Origin of the sequence: uncultured Actinomyces sp. (genome assembly GCF_963542285.1) — a bacterium.
GTDB lineage: Bacteria > Actinomycetota > Actinomycetes > Actinomycetales > Actinomycetaceae > Pauljensenia.
Genome location: NZ_CAUTWQ010000005.1, coordinates 54,487 through 70,409, shown reverse-complemented (window position 1 = coordinate 70,409; position 15,923 = coordinate 54,487). Strand labels below are relative to the sequence as shown.

Sequence of the window (15,923 nt, the reverse complement as noted above, 5' to 3'; positions counted from 1 at the left end):
ACCTTAGTAGATTAACCACGTCGAGTATCACTCCAGCTTCCATCGCTACCACGATGTGCCTCGCGAATACGCATCCGCCGATCAGCAAGTAGCGATGGATGATGCCCAGCGCTCACCATTTCAGCAACCAGCTCTTCGGGATTATCACTGCGCATAAGAGCTTCACCGACAAGAACTGCATCCGCTCCCGCTCTCGCGTATTCAAATACATCTCTCGGGCCACGGACACCAGATTCCGCAATAGCCAACACTCCTGGTGGAACCACATCAATAACTTCATCGATCACGTGACGATCAACGCATCCAGTCGCAAGGTCCCGTGCGTTAACACCAATCATCAGCGCTCCTGCTTCAAGTGCCCTCAAGGCATCAAGACGCGAGTGTGTCTCGACGAGGACGCCCATGCCAAGAGACTGAGCGCGTTCAAGAAGACCATTGAGCGCCGCTTCCGAAAGAAGCTGCGCAATCAGAAGCACGACGTCAGCTCCATTACGGCGCGCTTCAAATAGCTGATATGCCGACAAGATGATGTCCTTACAGAGGATTGGAGAGCTTGTCGCTGCCTTTACCCGAGCGAGGTCGGAATACTGCCCGTGAAAGTAAGAAGATTCAGTGACGACGGAAAGCATAGCCGCTCCCCCGCGCTCAAACGCCTGTGCGAGCGGTGCAGGATCGTCAATCGTGGAATACACCCCCCATGGTGATGCACGTTTAATCTCGGCAATCACTGCCGTTGCACCATCAGAACGGAGGAACTCCTCAGGATGCCGAAGAGGATCAGGAACATTCTCACATTCCCGTTTTAAGTCATCCAAGCTGAGGTGTTCTTCGCGAATGGCACGCTGACGCTGTGTGTTTGCGATCAACTCATCAAGTTTGAGCACCGCCACCTCCTTGTGTGAACTCTCGATCTGATGCTAGTCCTCATTGAAGAAAAGAGGTAATCACACGCATTGAGCTAAATGGCGAGATGAAGCAACAATGACAGATCAGTGGAAACATCACGCCACAGAAGGAAGCTCAAAAGAGTCGAACCGATCATCCAGGGGCCAAAAGCAATCCGAGAACGTGTGCCTGCCTGGCCGCTGACGATTTTCCACAGCGCTGCGCAGGCGGCTGAGACAATCGAGACCAAGAGTCCAAAGAGTGCAGCATGCCAACCGAGAAGCCCGAGCAGTGAACCTAGGATCGGCGCAAGCCTAAGATCTCCCTTACCAAAACCAGCTTTAGGAAGCGTGCCCAGCCATAAAGGCAAAGTCCAAATTAACGTCCCAAAAACTACCTGCGCAACAAGTAGATAAGGCTGCGGGTGAAAGTAGATAGTCACTCCGATGCCGCTCAATACACCACAGGCAAGCGCAAGAACGTACGGAGTGGGAAGTCTATGCGTGCGCGCATCAATATAGCCAAGCAGGGTGCCCATCATTGTCAGTGACACTACAGCGGGTGACGCGGGTCGCGCCTGAGCTACCACAAGCACGACTGCTCCCACGAGTACAGCTGCCCACACAACACCATTTCGTTTCAGCGGAGTAAGTGATGCCTCAACAAAGTACCGGCGTTGGATCGCCCATCCAGACAGACTGAGCCACACCGCATACGTAATCCAAACAATGACAGAAAGAAATAGGTTCCACTCTGCCGCCCCTAAGGACGTGTCCACAGTCCTTGAAAAAATAGGAAAAAGTATCGGGAGCGTACCCATACTCAGTTCTTCCCAAGCAAGTCAAAGACGGCAGATACCGCATGATCGTCGGCTTCTAAGCCTGTCATCAGCTTAAATTGCATGATGGCTTGATACACAAGCATGTCTACCCCAAAGGCAACGGGGATTGAACGATCTTGACACATAGCGATAGCAGGAGTCACTCGCGGCGCATAGCTGACATCAAGGAAACTTGACTTTTCTGGCATTGATGCAAGTTGCGATACATGTGCATCAAGAGCCCCAGAAGGTAGAGTCGAGACGACGAGATCCGCGCTTGAACAACAACTTGAGAGCTCGTCGCGCCGCATCAAATCATGACCACGGTAGCTAACGCCCAGATTGAGGGCAACGCGGTGAAAGTCAACAGGGACTTTCCCGTTATGGAAGGCGCGAGCTACAACATGCACCTCTGTAAAACCCAATGAAACAACAGCGGCAAGTGCTGATGCTGCCGTCGCTCCCGAACCAATGATGACCGCTCTTCCGCAACTGTCTAGGTCAGCACGACTTCTACTAAGCTCAATCGCCTGACTCATTCCGTAAACATCAGTATTGAAGCCGGTCTTTAAGCTTCCAGTAGGAATGAGAGTATTGACCGAATTCAATGCTTCAGCTTGCGGATCGACGACATCAAGGAGCGGGATTACCGCCTTCTTGCAGGGCATCGTAATAGAAACACCGACGCATTCATCGTCAATGGAAGAGATCCACTGAGGCAGGGAGTCTTCGGTGACTTCATGCTTCAGATAGGTCCACCCATTCAGTCCTGCGCAATCCCACAAACAGCGATGGATCAGCGGAGACAACGAATGCTCAATGGGTGATCCAATGACGCACGCCCAAGGCATCAGCACTTCCCCTGATGGGTTGAACAATATTCCTCAAGACGCTTCGTATTCTGTGTTTGCTCATCATGGGTCGCAGCAAAGAGAGTTTCACCAGAGTCCAGATCAACAGTCACAAAGTACAGCCAATTCCCCTCGGCGGGGTGAATTGCCGCATAAATGGCCTCGCTAGACGGCTGAGAAATCGGCGATGGCGGAAGCCCAGGATTTCGATATGTATTGTATGGATTGTCAGCGGCAAGGTCCTCGGCAGTAGGAATACCACCGGTTTTCCCAACTCCATAAAGAACAGTCGAATCCATTTGTAACAGCCCACGGGTCTCGCCATTCGTATCGGCAAGACGGTTGGCAATAACTCGCGACACCATCGGTAAGTATTCAGGATTTCGAACCTCACGCTCAAGTATTGATGCTATTGTGAGGACCTTCTGCCGATCTGCCGCAGACACACCGAAATCATCAAGTTGCTTCTTGGTGGCGGCAACCATTTGAGTAATTAATGACTCGGCAGTCTCTCCCTCTGCAAGTTCATAGGAACCCGGAGCCAGCCATCCTTCTACATTCCCATTTGCTTCAGCGGGCAAGCCAATAGTCGTTGCATCCGCCATCGCAGCTTTGACCTGGTCAAGTGGAATTTCTGTCACTAGAGCAATCTGTTCGGCGACCTGATCCTTCGTTTGCCCAGGGGTAACAGTCACCGTATTATCCATGCGATTTGCGTCATCAAGGAGCGCGGCGATTGCGCCAGATGCGCTCATCTCTTTTTTCAAGGTGTAGCTACCTGGACGAATGCCTACAGCAGCCTTATTAGCCTCAAACGCACGAATAAAAGCTGATAGCGACTTGACGACACCGGCATCGACAAGTCGTTGTCCAATCTGCTGGCCCGATTCACCATCATAAATTGTGACGACAACTTGGCCATTTCCTGGGCCCGGGAAATCATCAGCCGCCGCAACTGACGAGGAGGAACCTCGAAGCTGTGTGTAAGCAAGATAAATTCCGCCGGCACAGAGCGTGAGAGTCAGAAGAAGAACAATGAATGTACGAATTGAACGACGGCGCCTACGTTTGCGAACCGCACGTCGTTCTTGCGCAAGGCGTCGGCTCCGCATTCCAGTCGTCTCGGACACCGTCTCTTCATGTACTACACGTCGAGTACGACGCGTTGGAAGACCTGTGGGCACTGCCGTCTCTGGAGCAAGAGTCTCGTCGCTACCCGGGCGAACAATCTGATCAAAATCAGTGTCGTTCACACGTGAGCGTGCGGAGGTACGAGATGCCTCAAGGCTGTCACTAGGCTGGGATTCCTCACGATGCACCTGCGGTTCTGGAGGTACAGATTCTTGCGCGCGGCGTTGGTGAATGCTCGCTCGCTTGGGGAAAGGATATCCGGGCGTATTGTCGCTCATTACTGTCCTTCCTCAAGGACAAGTTCCTTTCCAGGAGCTCGTCCGCTCATTCTTTCCATTTCCAAAGCTGTTTCCAGAATAATAGACGCAGCCACCTGATCAATCATCTGACGATGTTCACGCCGTTCAACTCCGGCTTGGAGAAGACGCTCATGCCCTTCGTGTGAGCTTAGGCGTTCGTCGACTAAGCTCACACGACACTCAGGTAAAACCATCTTAAGCTTTCGCGCGTAGCGACGTGCGCCCTTTGCCGAAATTCCTTCGCCACCGCGCATATGCCTCGGTAAGCCAACGATTATTTCAATGACATCAAACTCATGTGCATAGCGAACGATCTCGTTAATTTCCGAAGCATCGTCTTGGCGTGTCAGCGTTTCGAGAGGAAGGGCCAAGATGCCCCCCGCGTCACTTCGGGCAAGGCCGACCCTAACGGTCCCAACATCGACAGCCAGACGAACTCCCGGACGCATCACAGCTCTTTAATCTGCTCGTTCACATCCGCCAATGCGTCGTCAATTGCAGCGGAGTTCGAGCCACCGCCCTGAGCAAGGTCATCACGACCGCCGCCGCCGCCGCCGAGAATCTGTGCGGCGCGACGAACAAACTGTCCCGCGCGCGCACTGTGCTGGCGCGCTAGATCGTTGGTTGCAACAGTGACCATGGGCTTTCCGTTAATAATTGCCGCAAGAGCAACCAAAACTGGGCTATCATTCCCCAAACGTTCGCGCACATCAGTTGCCATTGCACGGAGCTCATCTGCCGTACCAAGAGCACCAACGGGCGCAACAACCGAAATAAATTTACCGATTTTACGAGCATTCTGCGCAAGAAGAGCGGCTTCGGCTAGAGCCTGCTGCTCTCGAATCTTCTGAAGTTCCTTCTCGGTGTCACGAAGACGAGTCATGACGGACTCAAGTCGCGTCGCGAGTTCATCTGGGCGACCACCCAGCATGGAGGTCAGTTGCGAAACTAACGCGTGTTCCTTCGCTTGGAAGGAATATGCCGCATCACCGACAAGCGCATCGATACGACGCACACCTGAACCAATGGATCCTTCACCCAAGATGGTAATGCGTCCAAGATGACCAGTGGATGGAACATGAGTACCACCGCAAAGCTCACGATCGAAGTTGTCACCGATAGTCACCACTCGGACCTCAGAACCGTACTTCTCACCGAAGAGCGCGATCGCACCCGAGCGCTTGGCCTCATCAAGAGACATAATCTCAGTGTTCACGGGAAGGTTTTGTGCAAGCTTTTCATTGACAAGGCTTTCAATTTCGTTCAGCTGTCCTTCGCCAAGCGAACTTGAGTTCGTGAAATCAAAGCGCAAACGTGAAGGCGAGTTCTCACTACCTGCTTGTTCCGCATCTTTGTTAACAATGCGTCGCAATCCCGCATAGACCATGTGAGTTGCAGTGTGAGCACGGGCGATAGCGAGTCGACGCTCAGTGTCAATCTGCGCAAAAGCCTTCTCCCCCAGCGTCGCAGTCCCCTCAGTCAGGGTGCCGCGATGCACGGAAAGACCGCGAACAGGAGCCTGCACGTCGTGTACCTCGATAACGCCGCCATCAGCAAGTCGGATGGTTCCGTGATCAGCGAGCTGACCACCCATTTCCGCATAGAAGGGGGTTCGGTCCAGAATGATTTCTACTTCAGCGGGCGCACTGACCGCAGGGGTTGGAACGCCATCAACCAGCAAACCGGCAACTTGGGCGTCCGAAGCGCTCTCTGTGTAGCCAACAAAAGTTGAACCGCCGCCGAGTTCCTTTTCGATATCGTGGAAAATACGAACGTCAGTGTGGCCAGTCTTCTTCGCACGCGCATCCGCACGTGCGCGTTCCTTCTGTTCTTCCATAAGCGCACGGAAAGCAGCCTCGTCCACGTGGACGCCCTGTTCCGACGCCATCTCCAGAGTCAGGTCAATCGGGAAGCCATAAGTATCGTGAAGCGAGAATGCCGCTTCACCAGAAATCATTGGAGCACCCGGAGCGGACTTTGCCTTCTCAACTGCGGCATCAAGAATGGTGGTACCCGCAGTAAGAGTACGACGGAAGGCATCTTCTTCCGCGTATGCCACTTCAGAAATTGTTCCCCAATTCTCTTCGAGTTCAGGGTAGGAAGCCTTCATCGCTTCCTTCGAAGCAGTCAGCAGGGTCGGCATCGTAGCCGTATCAACACCTAGCAAACGCATCGAACGAACTGCGCGTCGAATAAGGCGGCGAAGCACATAGCCGCGGCCGTCATTTCCAGGCCTGACTCCATCACCAATCAGCATCATCGAAGAGCGTACGTGATCAGCAACCACACGCAGACGAACGTCATCGTCGAAGGCGGCACCGGCCTCGGGACCGGCCGCACCAAGACCATAGCGCTTACCGCTCATCTCCTCAGCGGCAGCGATAACGGGATAAACCTCATCGATCTCATACATATTCGGCTTGTCTTGCATGACGAAGGCCAAACGTTCCAAACCTGCACCGGTATCGATCGCTTTCTGGTCAAGCTCACCCAGTAGCGGGTAGTCCTTTCCACTTCCCTCGCCGCGCATGTACTGGTCAAAAACCAGATTCCACAGCTCAAGATAGCGGTCGCCGCCCGGGTCAACATTGCCCCCCACGGCCTCGGGACCATAATCAGGACCACGATCGTAGTGCCACTCGCAGCAGGGACCTGCGGGACCGGGCTGACCGGTGTCCCAGAAGTTCTCTTCTCGGGGCAGACGCACAATGTGGCGAGGGTCCATTCCGACCTGCTTAGTCAGAACATCAAATGCCTCATCGTCCTTCTCCCAAATGGTGACCCACATGCGATCACCATCAAGGCCATACTTGCCCTCCGATTGCGAACCAGTGAGCAGATCCCACGCGAAGTGAATAGCGCCTTCTTTGAAGTAATCACCGAAGGAGAAATTGCCATTCATCTGGAAGAAGGTACCGTGACGGGTCGTGCGACCGACGTTGTCGATATCGTTCGTACGAATGCACTTCTGAACGGATGCAACCCTAGGCCAAGGTGCCGGTTCAACACCGGTGATGTAAGGAATGAAGGGCACCATACCAGCGATGGTGAACAAAATAGAAGGCTCAGGAGACACCAAAGAAACAGATGGACGAATCTCGTGTCCTTGTGATGCAAAGTAGTCAAGCCAACGTTGACGAATTTCAGAAGTGCGCATAGTACCCCATAGTAGTGGACATCAATAAGAATCGTGTATTGATAAGACGACTCAACAAAAAGAACAAGACCCCGAGGGAAACCCTCGGGGTCTTAGAAGACACACTCAGCGCGAGTAGTGTTCGACGACCATCTGCACGTCGCAGGTGACGGGAACTTCAGCGCGCTTCGGGCGACGCACCAGCGTTGCCTTCAGGCGAGCAATGTCAACGTCCAAGTAATCGGGAGTTGCGGGAAGAGCTTCCTGGTTGATGCCTTCAGCTGCAATCTCGAAGGGGACGCTGGTCTGAGACTTCGGCTTGACCTGCAGGGTCTGTCCCGGCTTCACGCGGAAGGAGGGACGATCGACGATCTTGCCGTCAACCATGATGTGACGGTGAACGACGAACTGACGCGCCTGCTGGATGGTGCGAGCAAAACCTGCACGCAGCACCAGAGCGTCAAGACGCATTTCAAGGAGCTCGACCAAGTTCTCACCGGTCAGGCCAGCAGTACGACGTGCTTCTTCGAAGACGTGACGCATCTGAGCCTCACGAATGCCGTACTGAGCACGCAGACGCTGCTTTTCCTTCAGACGAACAGCGTAGTCAGATTCCTGGCGGCGACGGGTACGACCGTGTTCGCCGGGACCATACGGACGCTTTTCGAAGTAACGAACAGCCTTCGGGGTGAGAGCAAAGCCCAGCGCGCGGGACTCGCGCACCTGCTTGCGTGAACGATTGTGAGCCATTAAATGACCTTTCCTGTCTCTTATGTCGCATTCGCAAAACGAATGCGGGGTCAACTCCAGGCATATCGCCGTCGGCTAAGACCCCAGGTATACGTTGCCCATTCGGACAACCGGATCAGTTTAACGTACTTTAAGCAATTCGCGAAGCGCAGCTAAGCGTTTCGTGAGCATAGCCTCATTGCCATTCATCGTTGGACGGTAGTAGGACCTTCCGCGAAGATCTTCAGGAAGATAGTGCTGCGCCGCGACATGATGAGGTGCATCGTGCGCATAAATGTAGTCCACGCCGTGCCCAAGAGCTTGAGCGCCACTGTAATGAGCATCCCGGAGGTGCGTAGGAACTGGCCCACCTTTTCCCTGGCGAATATCCCCCAAAGCTTCGTCAATAGCGAGGTAAGCGCGATTAGACTTTGGTGCAACTGCCACCGCAATCACAGCCTCACTGAGAATAATTCGAGCCTCTGGCATTCCGACCATTGCAACCGCTTGCGCTGCGGAAACAGTCGTGGTGAGGACCTCGGGTGCGGCCATTCCGACATCTTCCGCGGCGCAGATCATAATGCGTCGCGCGATGAAACGCGGGTCTTCCCCTGCTTCAAGCATGCGCGCAAGATAGTGGATAGCCGCATCAACATCAGATCCGCGCATCGATTTAATGAAGGCGCTTGTCACGTCGTAGTGCTGATCTTGATCCCAACGCACTAAAGCCTGATTCGCAGCATTCTCAACGTCAGCTATGTCGATTTCCCGAGGCTTACTCCCCTCTTCCGCTAGCTGGCCTTCTCCCCCGCGCTCCAGGCACGAGGCCGCTGCAGCCTCGAGAAGAGTCAGGGCCTTACGAGCATCTGCGCCTGCCAAACGCAACAAAGCTGAGCGGGCATCTGCAGACAGGGAAAAAAGAGACTTCAATCCCGACTTACTTGTCAAGGCACGATCAAGAAGAAGGGAAAGATCTTCACTGCTCAACGCGTGAAGAGTAAGAAGTAAGGAACGAGAAAGGAGCGGAGAAATGACCGAAAAGGATGGGTTCTCTGTAGTTGCAGCTACTAGGGTTACCCAACGATTTTCGACAGCTGGAAGAAGAGCATCCTGCTGCGATTTTGAAAAACGGTGAACCTCATCAACAAAAAGGATCGTTTCCTCTCCTGTTGTTGTCAGGCCTCGCCGCGCTTGCGCGATCACATCACGAAGGTCTTTTACCCCGGATGTAACTGCAGAAACCTCGCTAAATCTGCGGCCAGAAGCACGTGCGATCAGGTAGGCAAGAGTAGTCTTTCCGGTTCCCGGAGGCCCCCATAAAATCACTGAGCTTAAACCCGCAGGGGAATCGGTAGATGGAGCGAGAAGTCTGCGCAGAGGCGATCCAGGCTTGAGAAGGTGTTGCTGGCCAACAATCTCATCAGCGTTTTGCGGACGCATTCGAACCGCGAGTGGCGCATGGTCATCAACTACCGGAGTCCCGAAATCTTCGATCCCCTGCGTATCAAAGAGATCCATCTTCACTCACCTTTAGTAGTGGCTGATAACAACCGTCCCGTTATCCGCCCAGTCATAAATCCAGTGCGCACTGTCAACCGGCATATTCACACAGCCGTGAGAGCCACCGTAACCGGACCATCCGAAAGAGGAACGCCACGGAGCGCCGTGGAGCGCATACCCCGCGTAGAAGTAGGTGACCCACGGGACGCCTTCTGTCCGGTAATTCGTACCATCTGCATTTTCACCTTCCATTGTCTGAGAGGCGTATTGCAAATAGACATGGAACTTGCCGGTTACGGTTGGAGTATTGGGCGCACCCGGTACCATCGGGGTTGGACCGTGAACTATCGTCCGACCTTCATAGGCAGAAACCGTGTTCTTCGACAAGTCGATATCGATCCATTTTTCACCGGCCGAGGCCTGATAAACATCATCACCGTAGCCATCGGGGATATCTTGGCGATCATATTCAGGCTGAATCTTGTCGTAATCAAAATCGCCCGAATAGGATTTCCCATTATTGAGGGCATCCGCAATTCCAGAAACTACAGACTGCGTATTGTTTGCGCGATAACCAACCGTCCCCGCCTTGAGCACACCAACAACGTCACCACGACTATTAACGCCCTGAATTCCTTTTTCGGATTCAACGTTCGTCGATTTTGCAAGATCATTCACCCAAGCTGATAGTGCATCCGAATCAAGCACAGCAGCTCGATCACCCTCTGCACTCACCTTCACCCATTTCATTTTGTCGGCCATGGACGCAGTGAAATCATCAATACCATCAGTGATCGTGACGCTAGGAGCAATCAGTGATTGCGCTTGAGTAAGTGCTTCTTCGGCTCTCTGAGTATTAATCTTCGGTTCTTGAACCTCAACGTTGATAGTTCTCGGAGAAGAGCCCAAATCTTGAGCGACATCCTGTTGGACTTTCGCAAGCTCAGCTGTATTCAGCGCAATACCCTCATGAGAGGGAACCACAGTGAAACCCGATCCATCTTCCTTAGGCGACAGAGCTGCATCACTCACAGGGGTTCCCACGCGCTGAGCTAAAGAGGCTCCGAATTGAGAGAGCTGGGAGTTATCAAGTTGAACGACAGGGATGATCGACCGAGAACGGAAGATCCCGAGGAAACGGGAGAACAAACCTGAATTCTCTGAGAAAGCAGCATCGACTGTCGCGGGGATATCAACAGTGATCCCGAGGTCCTCCAAGGTAGCCTGCTGTGTCGTATCGCCCAACTGTAAAGTAACGCGGGCCGACTCGACGCGATGTTTCAGAGCCTCGCTGACCTGAGCTCGCGAGGACGATGAGAATGACTGACCTGCAATTGAGGTTCGTGGAAGAGCATGCGCGGAATAAAACCAGCCTGAGAACACCAAACCGGCGAACAACAGACCGCATAGACCAAGGAGTGTCCACACTTTGAGGGATAGCTTCTTCATAGCCCTTTCATGCTAGCGGTTCTTCGAGCGAAAACACGGTAACAAAAGGGATAAGAGAAGCGATAAAAGCGTGATGCTGCTTACGCAGCCTTGAAGGCTACTCCCACAGACTTGTATCCCCTGCGCCGCGTCGAGCGACTCGTCCCACGCCATCCGTATAGTCGATAACCGATGTTGCTTCATCTCCTCCTACTGGAGCCACAACAACCAAATCGACAAGTGAACCGATTTTGTCATCGACCTCGAAGCCATCGCTCATCACCTGATCTTCTCCGGGAAGGATGAGAGATGAGGCAACTAGGGGCTGCCCCAGTGCAGCAAGAAGAGACTGAACAACACGGTGGTCAGGGATCCGCACCCCGATGGTGTGTTTCTTCTTATTCAGTGTCATTCTGGGAACTTCTTTTGTCCCGGGAAGAATGAATGTATACGGACCGGGAGTTGTTGCTTTCATTGCCCGGAATTGTGAATTGTCCATAATCACTAAATCACCCAGACGCGAGAAAGCATCACATAGCAACGAGTAATTGTGTTTGTCATCGAGTCTGCGGATCTGTCGAATTCTATCAATTCCCGATTTGTTGCCCATAAGACAGGCAAGCGCGTAGCCAGAATCTGTCGGCAGCGCGATCAAGCCGCCTTCTCGAAGGACGCCAACAACGCGATCAAGAAGTCGCGTCTGCGGATTCACTGGATGAAGCTCGACATAGGACATGATCTGCTCCTAATACTTTAGAGATCTGATGCAATTGCGATCTGGAAAAGCGCTTCACGCAAATCTGGGGCAACACCTGAAGCACTTAAGGCAGCAAAGAAGGCACCACGACCTTCATGCCACGTAGCGTCGAGACGTGTGAGCGTCTCAACCTCACAACGAGCATGAGTCAAAATCCGACGAATCTGCTCTGAGCGTTTAACCTCTTCACTCATCAACTTTGGTTCGAGGTTAAAACTGGCACCCGTGCGCGTGTCAATAAAACCGAGGTCAGTCAATTGGGTATCAATTCCATGCCCATAGGTACGAACAAGGATCTTCCGTCGCACCGGGATCGAGTCCAGATCTCCGTCGGCACCATGAATGGTGAGTCTATGGTGGGCATCGTCCCATTCAAAGAGCGTACGAACAAGAGAAGTATCGCTATCTTGATCTTCAATCAGCTCATAACTTGCATCCGCTCCACAAACGAGCAGTAGCTCAATTTCCTCAGGATTACCGGTACCAACATTAGTCTGGCGTCCAAGCATTCCCAGTGTGCCTTCAGCATCGGGAGCAGCCGCGCTTCCACAAAGTGGAATGATCGATCCACTTTGCGCAAAGAGCGGGCTCCGTGAAAGCTCTGACCACAGTGAAAGCTTTCGATTGCCCTGATAGGCAATATTCGTCATGAGGTCAATCCACATGCCCTCTGGTAGCCACGCTTCTGAGCGACCCCGACACGAGACTTCAGAGAGCTGTTCAGTGACTGGAGCAGCGATAAGCTCGCGTCCAAAGCGGAAGCAATTGGGGACCTCCCAAGCTTGAGCGTGGCCGTCATGCTCCCAATACATCGGACGAACGAGTGGGAGAAGCTCATCGCGGCCGTGGAACTGTTCGGAGTGGAGATACCCAACAAGTCGGTGTCTCAAACGTAGGTATTCCTCTTGGATCGCGCAATGGGGTTCTTCGAATACCCATGGTTCCTTTCGCGTGAATGGATTATTCGATGAATGCAGGCGCATGATTGGGCTAAATACACCACTTTGGATCCAACGAGTCTCCAACTCTGGATCACGTACGCCAAGCATGTGCCCACCGATATCATGGCTCCACCAGCCATAGCCGATATTTGAGGCGGTAGCGGTAAATTCAGGCTGGAACTTCAACGATTCCCAGGTGATGTAGGTATCTCCCGAAAAACCCAGTGGAAAGCGCTGAGACCCTGGTCCACAATAGCGAGAAAGCGTAAGCCCTCGACCATGTCGGTGAGCATTATCAAGGTAGTGATAGTGGTTGAGAACCCACAATGGGTCAAGCCCAGGAATGCTTGAATGCTCCCCTTGTTGCCAGTCAACCCACCAAAAATCGACCCCTTGATCTTCAAGTGGGTGCAGAATTTCTTCAAAATACGCCAACATAAAATTGGGATTCGCTGGTTCAAAGAGGATTGTCTTTTTGCTTTCCGGATCTACACCCATTCTTTGAGCTAAGCGCTCGTATCCCTCTTCAAAATAACGAATGCCATCAGCTGGGTGAAGATTGAGCGAGGTGTGAAGACCGCGTTCATGCAAAGCACCAAGGAATTTTTGTGGATCTGGGAAAAGCTCAGGATCCCAGGTGTACCCTGTCCACCCTGAACCAGCTCCCGAGGGAGGGTTGGTGATATGCCAATCCATATCGATGACAGCGACTGCAAGCGGAACATCATGACGAGCAAATTCACTCATCACTTCCAAATATTCCTCATCTGAGTAGCGGTGATACCTACTCCACCAATTTCCTAGGGCATAACGGGGCAGAATCCCTTGAGGACCGCTTAAACGGTAGAAGGAACGCACGGCCTCGGGAAAATCGGGACCGCAGGCAAAAACGTAAATGTCCAGGTGCTCCGGGCGCGCCGCAAGAAAGACTCCATCAGTAGAGACCGGACAGGTGCCATCAATTAACGAGGTGATGCCGCGGCCATCAACGACACCTTTATCCAGTTCACAGCGTCCATCGACCGTGTCCAGTGTTCTGGTTGTCCCACGCAGGTTTCGCCCTTGAATCCAGGGAAATTCTGCGTCAGTCCCCCAGCGCCAGGTTCCGCCCCAGCTATCTTCTTCCCTTACTTGAGCCCACAATCCATTGGAGCTGGGTTCCTTGCCGTCATAGTGGAAGGACATGTGTGCAGTCTCAATAACTACGCCACCGAATTCGTCATGATCGATACGTAGATCATTCACAGATAGCCACTTGCGCCACGCCATCATTTGAGTCGGTCCATCAAGGAATTCAGCACTCGGATCCCATTCAAGACGGATCACAGTGTCGGAGAGAATTTCGATCCTCCACTGTGGGCCTTCAATCACTTGTTCGGCGGGAGGCGCCTGAATAGGTGAAGGTAGCAAATGGGGTGGAAGAAGCGCCATCACGTATCACTCCTGAGGAATCGGCATTGAACCCTGTTGACTATCAAGATTAGCCTCTCACTCCCCGATCCGCCTATTCACTGAGCAATACAGTCCGGGGTGGTTGATGCGCATCAACCACCCCGGAAACTTGCCAAAAATTAGCCGAAAAGACGTTTACTTTTCAGAGCTATTTTCAGACTCTTCCTCGCCTCGTTTCTTCGGCTTCGCATCAACGCCAGCTTCCTTGCGCTGTGCAGGAGTAATGGGCGCAGGAGCATCGGTCAGCGGATCGTAGCCGCCACCCGACTTGGGGAAGGCAATGACGTCGCGAATTGATTCAGACTTGGTCAGCAACGAAACAATTCGGTCCCACCCAAAGGCGATACCGCCGTGCGGAGGAGCTCCAAACTTAAATGCATCAAGAAGGAATCCGAACTGGGTTTGCGCTTCTTCCTCACCAATACCCATGACCTTAAAGACGCGGTTTTGAATATCGCGACGGTGAATACGGATCGAGCCGCCACCGATCTCGTTGCCGTTACAAACAATGTCGTAAGCGTAAGCCAGTGCGTTTCCAGGATCTTGGTCAAAGGTGTCGAGCCATTCGGGCTTCGGCGAAGTGAAGGCGTGATGGACTGCCGTCCACGCGCTGTGTCCAAGCGCAACGTCACCCTCGGCCTCGGCATCTCCGGTCGGCTTGAAGAGAGGCGCATCAACAACCCAAGTGAACGCCCACGCATCAGGATCGATCAGGTTGCAGCGCTTACCGATCTCGAGGCGGGCAGCGCCGAGCAGCTCGCGCGAGGGGGTGGGCTTGCCAGCCGCGAAGAAAATGCAGTCACCGGGCTTGGCACCAGTGGCCTCGGCGAGGCCAGCGCGCTCAGCTTCGGTAATGTTCTTCGCAACCGGACCGCCCAGGTTTCCTTCGTCGTCGATCGTGACGTAAGCCAAGCCCTTGGCACCGCGCGCCTTGGCCCATTCCTGCCACTTGTCGAAGGTTCGGCGAGGCTGAGAGCCGCCGCCGGGCATTACGACAGCACCGACGTAGGGTGCCTGGAAGACTCGGAAAGTCGTGTCCTTGAAGTACTCGGTCAGATCAACAAGCTGATATCCGAAACGAAGATCAGGCTTATCAGAGCCGTATTTCTCCATTGCGTCCTTGTACGTCATGCGAGGAATCGGGGTTTGGAGGTCGTAACCAATGAGGGCCCAGACATTCTTCAAGATCTCTTCTGCAACGGCGATCACGTCATCCTGATCAACGAAGCTCATCTCGATATCGAGCTGGGTGAACTCCGGCTGACGATCCGCACGGAAGTCTTCATCACGGTAGCAACGCGCAATCTGGAAGTAACGTTCCATTCCGGCAACCATCAGCATCTGCTTGAAAAGCTGCGGGGACTGCGGTAGCGCATACCAAGAGCCGGGTGACAGACGAGCGGGAACAATGAAGTCACGCGCGCCTTCAGGGGTGGAGCGTGTCAGCGTCGGCGTTTCAATTTCGACGAAATCGTGAGCGTAGAGAGTATCGCGAGCAGCGCGCGAAACCTTTGAACGCAGGCGCAGAGCATATTGCTCGGGTTCACGACGCAGATCAAGGTAGCGATACTTCAAACGCGTTTCTTCACCAACATTGCCTGAATCTTCAGCGTTGGAAGAAACCTGGAAAGGAAGAGGTGCCGAGGTATTGAGAATCTCAATGTCATCGCCCATCACTTCAATGGCACCCGTAGCAAGATTCGGGTTTTCATTACCTTCGGGGCGAGCGCAGACCTCTCCGGTCACTTTCAAAACGAACTCGCTGCGCAATTCGTGGGCAACGCGTTCATCGCGAACGACCACCTGCGCAATTCCCGAAGCATCACGGAGATCAATGAATGCAACACCGCCGTGGTCGCGGCGTCGATCGACCCATCCGGTCAGGGTGACGGTTTGGCCGACAAGGTCGAGGCCAAGCGTTCCAATATTGTGAGTGCGAAGCACTGTTTTTCCTTTCGTTGGTACCATCCGCGAGACGAGCGGCGGCACGGACA

12 protein-coding genes are annotated in these 15,923 nt (G+C 53.4%); all 12 read right to left on the bottom strand.

The features are described from left to right. Window positions 1-11 precede the first annotated feature (11 nt). Window positions 12-884, bottom strand: coding sequence for an indole-3-glycerol phosphate synthase TrpC (locus tag RW023_RS03535; protein WP_315579923.1), 873 nt, complete (start codon window positions 882-884; stop codon window positions 12-14). A gap of 74 nt (window positions 885-958) precedes the next feature. Further along, the gene (locus RW023_RS03530) at window positions 959-1,663 is read right to left on the bottom strand and encodes a prepilin peptidase (protein ID WP_315579922.1); all 705 of its coding nucleotides are present in this window, start codon (window positions 1,661-1,663) and stop codon (window positions 959-961) included. Between the two features lie 44 nt (window positions 1,664-1,707). After that, the gene (locus tag RW023_RS03525) at window positions 1,708-2,556 is read right to left on the bottom strand and encodes a shikimate dehydrogenase (RefSeq protein ID WP_315579921.1); all 849 of its coding nucleotides are present in this window, start codon (window positions 2,554-2,556) and stop codon (window positions 1,708-1,710) included. Beyond that, window positions 2,556-3,965: an endolytic transglycosylase MltG gene (gene mltG, locus RW023_RS03520; protein WP_315579920.1), complete on the bottom strand. Its 1,410-nt coding sequence runs from the start codon at window positions 3,963-3,965 to the stop codon at window positions 2,556-2,558. The genes RW023_RS03525 and mltG overlap by 1 nt, the downstream gene beginning before the upstream one ends. Then, on the bottom strand, window positions 3,965-4,435 hold the full coding sequence (gene ruvX / locus RW023_RS03515; RefSeq protein ID WP_315579919.1) for a Holliday junction resolvase RuvX: 471 nt from the start codon (window positions 4,433-4,435) through the stop codon (window positions 3,965-3,967). Before ruvX ends, mltG begins: the two co-directional genes overlap by 1 nt. Beyond that, entirely contained in the window at window positions 4,435-7,143 is a 2,709-nt protein-coding gene (gene alaS, locus RW023_RS03510) for an alanine--tRNA ligase (protein WP_315579918.1), read from the bottom strand. Before alaS ends, ruvX begins: the two co-directional genes overlap by 1 nt. Before the next feature lie 105 nt (window positions 7,144-7,248). After that, on the bottom strand, window positions 7,249-7,872 hold the full coding sequence (gene rpsD / locus RW023_RS03505) for a 30S ribosomal protein S4 (protein ID WP_009409474.1): 624 nt from the start codon (window positions 7,870-7,872) through the stop codon (window positions 7,249-7,251). Window positions 7,873-7,992: 120 nt separating this feature from the next. Beyond that, window positions 7,993-9,369, bottom strand: coding sequence for a replication-associated recombination protein A (locus RW023_RS03500; RefSeq protein ID WP_315579917.1), 1,377 nt, complete (start codon window positions 9,367-9,369; stop codon window positions 7,993-7,995). A 12-nt stretch (window positions 9,370-9,381) separates the two neighbouring features. Next, complete coding sequence (locus RW023_RS03495; RefSeq protein ID WP_315579916.1) at window positions 9,382-10,800, bottom strand: L,D-transpeptidase/peptidoglycan binding protein; 1,419 nt, start codon at window positions 10,798-10,800, stop codon at window positions 9,382-9,384. A 97-nt stretch (window positions 10,801-10,897) separates the two neighbouring features. Beyond that, window positions 10,898-11,515 (bottom strand): L-threonylcarbamoyladenylate synthase, encoded by a 618-nt coding sequence (locus RW023_RS03490; protein WP_315579915.1) that lies wholly within the window; start codon window positions 11,513-11,515, stop codon window positions 10,898-10,900. 17 nt (window positions 11,516-11,532) lie between these two features. Further along, complete coding sequence (locus tag RW023_RS03485) at window positions 11,533-13,908, bottom strand: TIM-barrel domain-containing protein (RefSeq protein ID WP_315579914.1); 2,376 nt, start codon at window positions 13,906-13,908, stop codon at window positions 11,533-11,535. Between the two features lie 156 nt (window positions 13,909-14,064). Further along, complete coding sequence (gene aspS, locus RW023_RS03480; RefSeq protein WP_315579913.1) at window positions 14,065-15,873, bottom strand: aspartate--tRNA ligase; 1,809 nt, start codon at window positions 15,871-15,873, stop codon at window positions 14,065-14,067. Window positions 15,874-15,923: the final 50 nt, after the last annotated feature.

Coding starts and splice junctions, on each gene's coding strand:
- RW023_RS03525 (WP_315579921.1), bottom strand. CDS start 2,556: ATGCCTTGGGCGTGCGTCATTGGATCACCCATTGAGCATTCGTTGTCT.
- mltG (WP_315579920.1), bottom strand. CDS start 3,965: ATGAGCGACAATACGCCCGGATATCCTTTCCCCAAGCGAGCGAGCATT.
- ruvX (WP_315579919.1), bottom strand. CDS start 4,435: ATGCGTCCGGGAGTTCGTCTGGCTGTCGATGTTGGGACCGTTAGGGTC.
- alaS (WP_315579918.1), bottom strand. CDS start 7,143: ATGCGCACTTCTGAAATTCGTCAACGTTGGCTTGACTACTTTGCATCA.
- rpsD (WP_009409474.1), bottom strand. CDS start 7,872: ATGGCTCACAATCGTTCACGCAAGCAGGTGCGCGAGTCCCGCGCGCTG.
- RW023_RS03500 (WP_315579917.1), bottom strand. CDS start 9,369: ATGGATCTCTTTGATACGCAGGGGATCGAAGATTTCGGGACTCCGGTA.
- RW023_RS03495 (WP_315579916.1), bottom strand. CDS start 10,800: ATGAAGAAGCTATCCCTCAAAGTGTGGACACTCCTTGGTCTATGCGGT.
- RW023_RS03490 (WP_315579915.1), bottom strand. CDS start 11,515: ATGTCCTATGTCGAGCTTCATCCAGTGAATCCGCAGACGCGACTTCTT.
- RW023_RS03485 (WP_315579914.1), bottom strand. CDS start 13,908: ATGGCGCTTCTTCCACCCCATTTGCTACCTTCACCTATTCAGGCGCCT.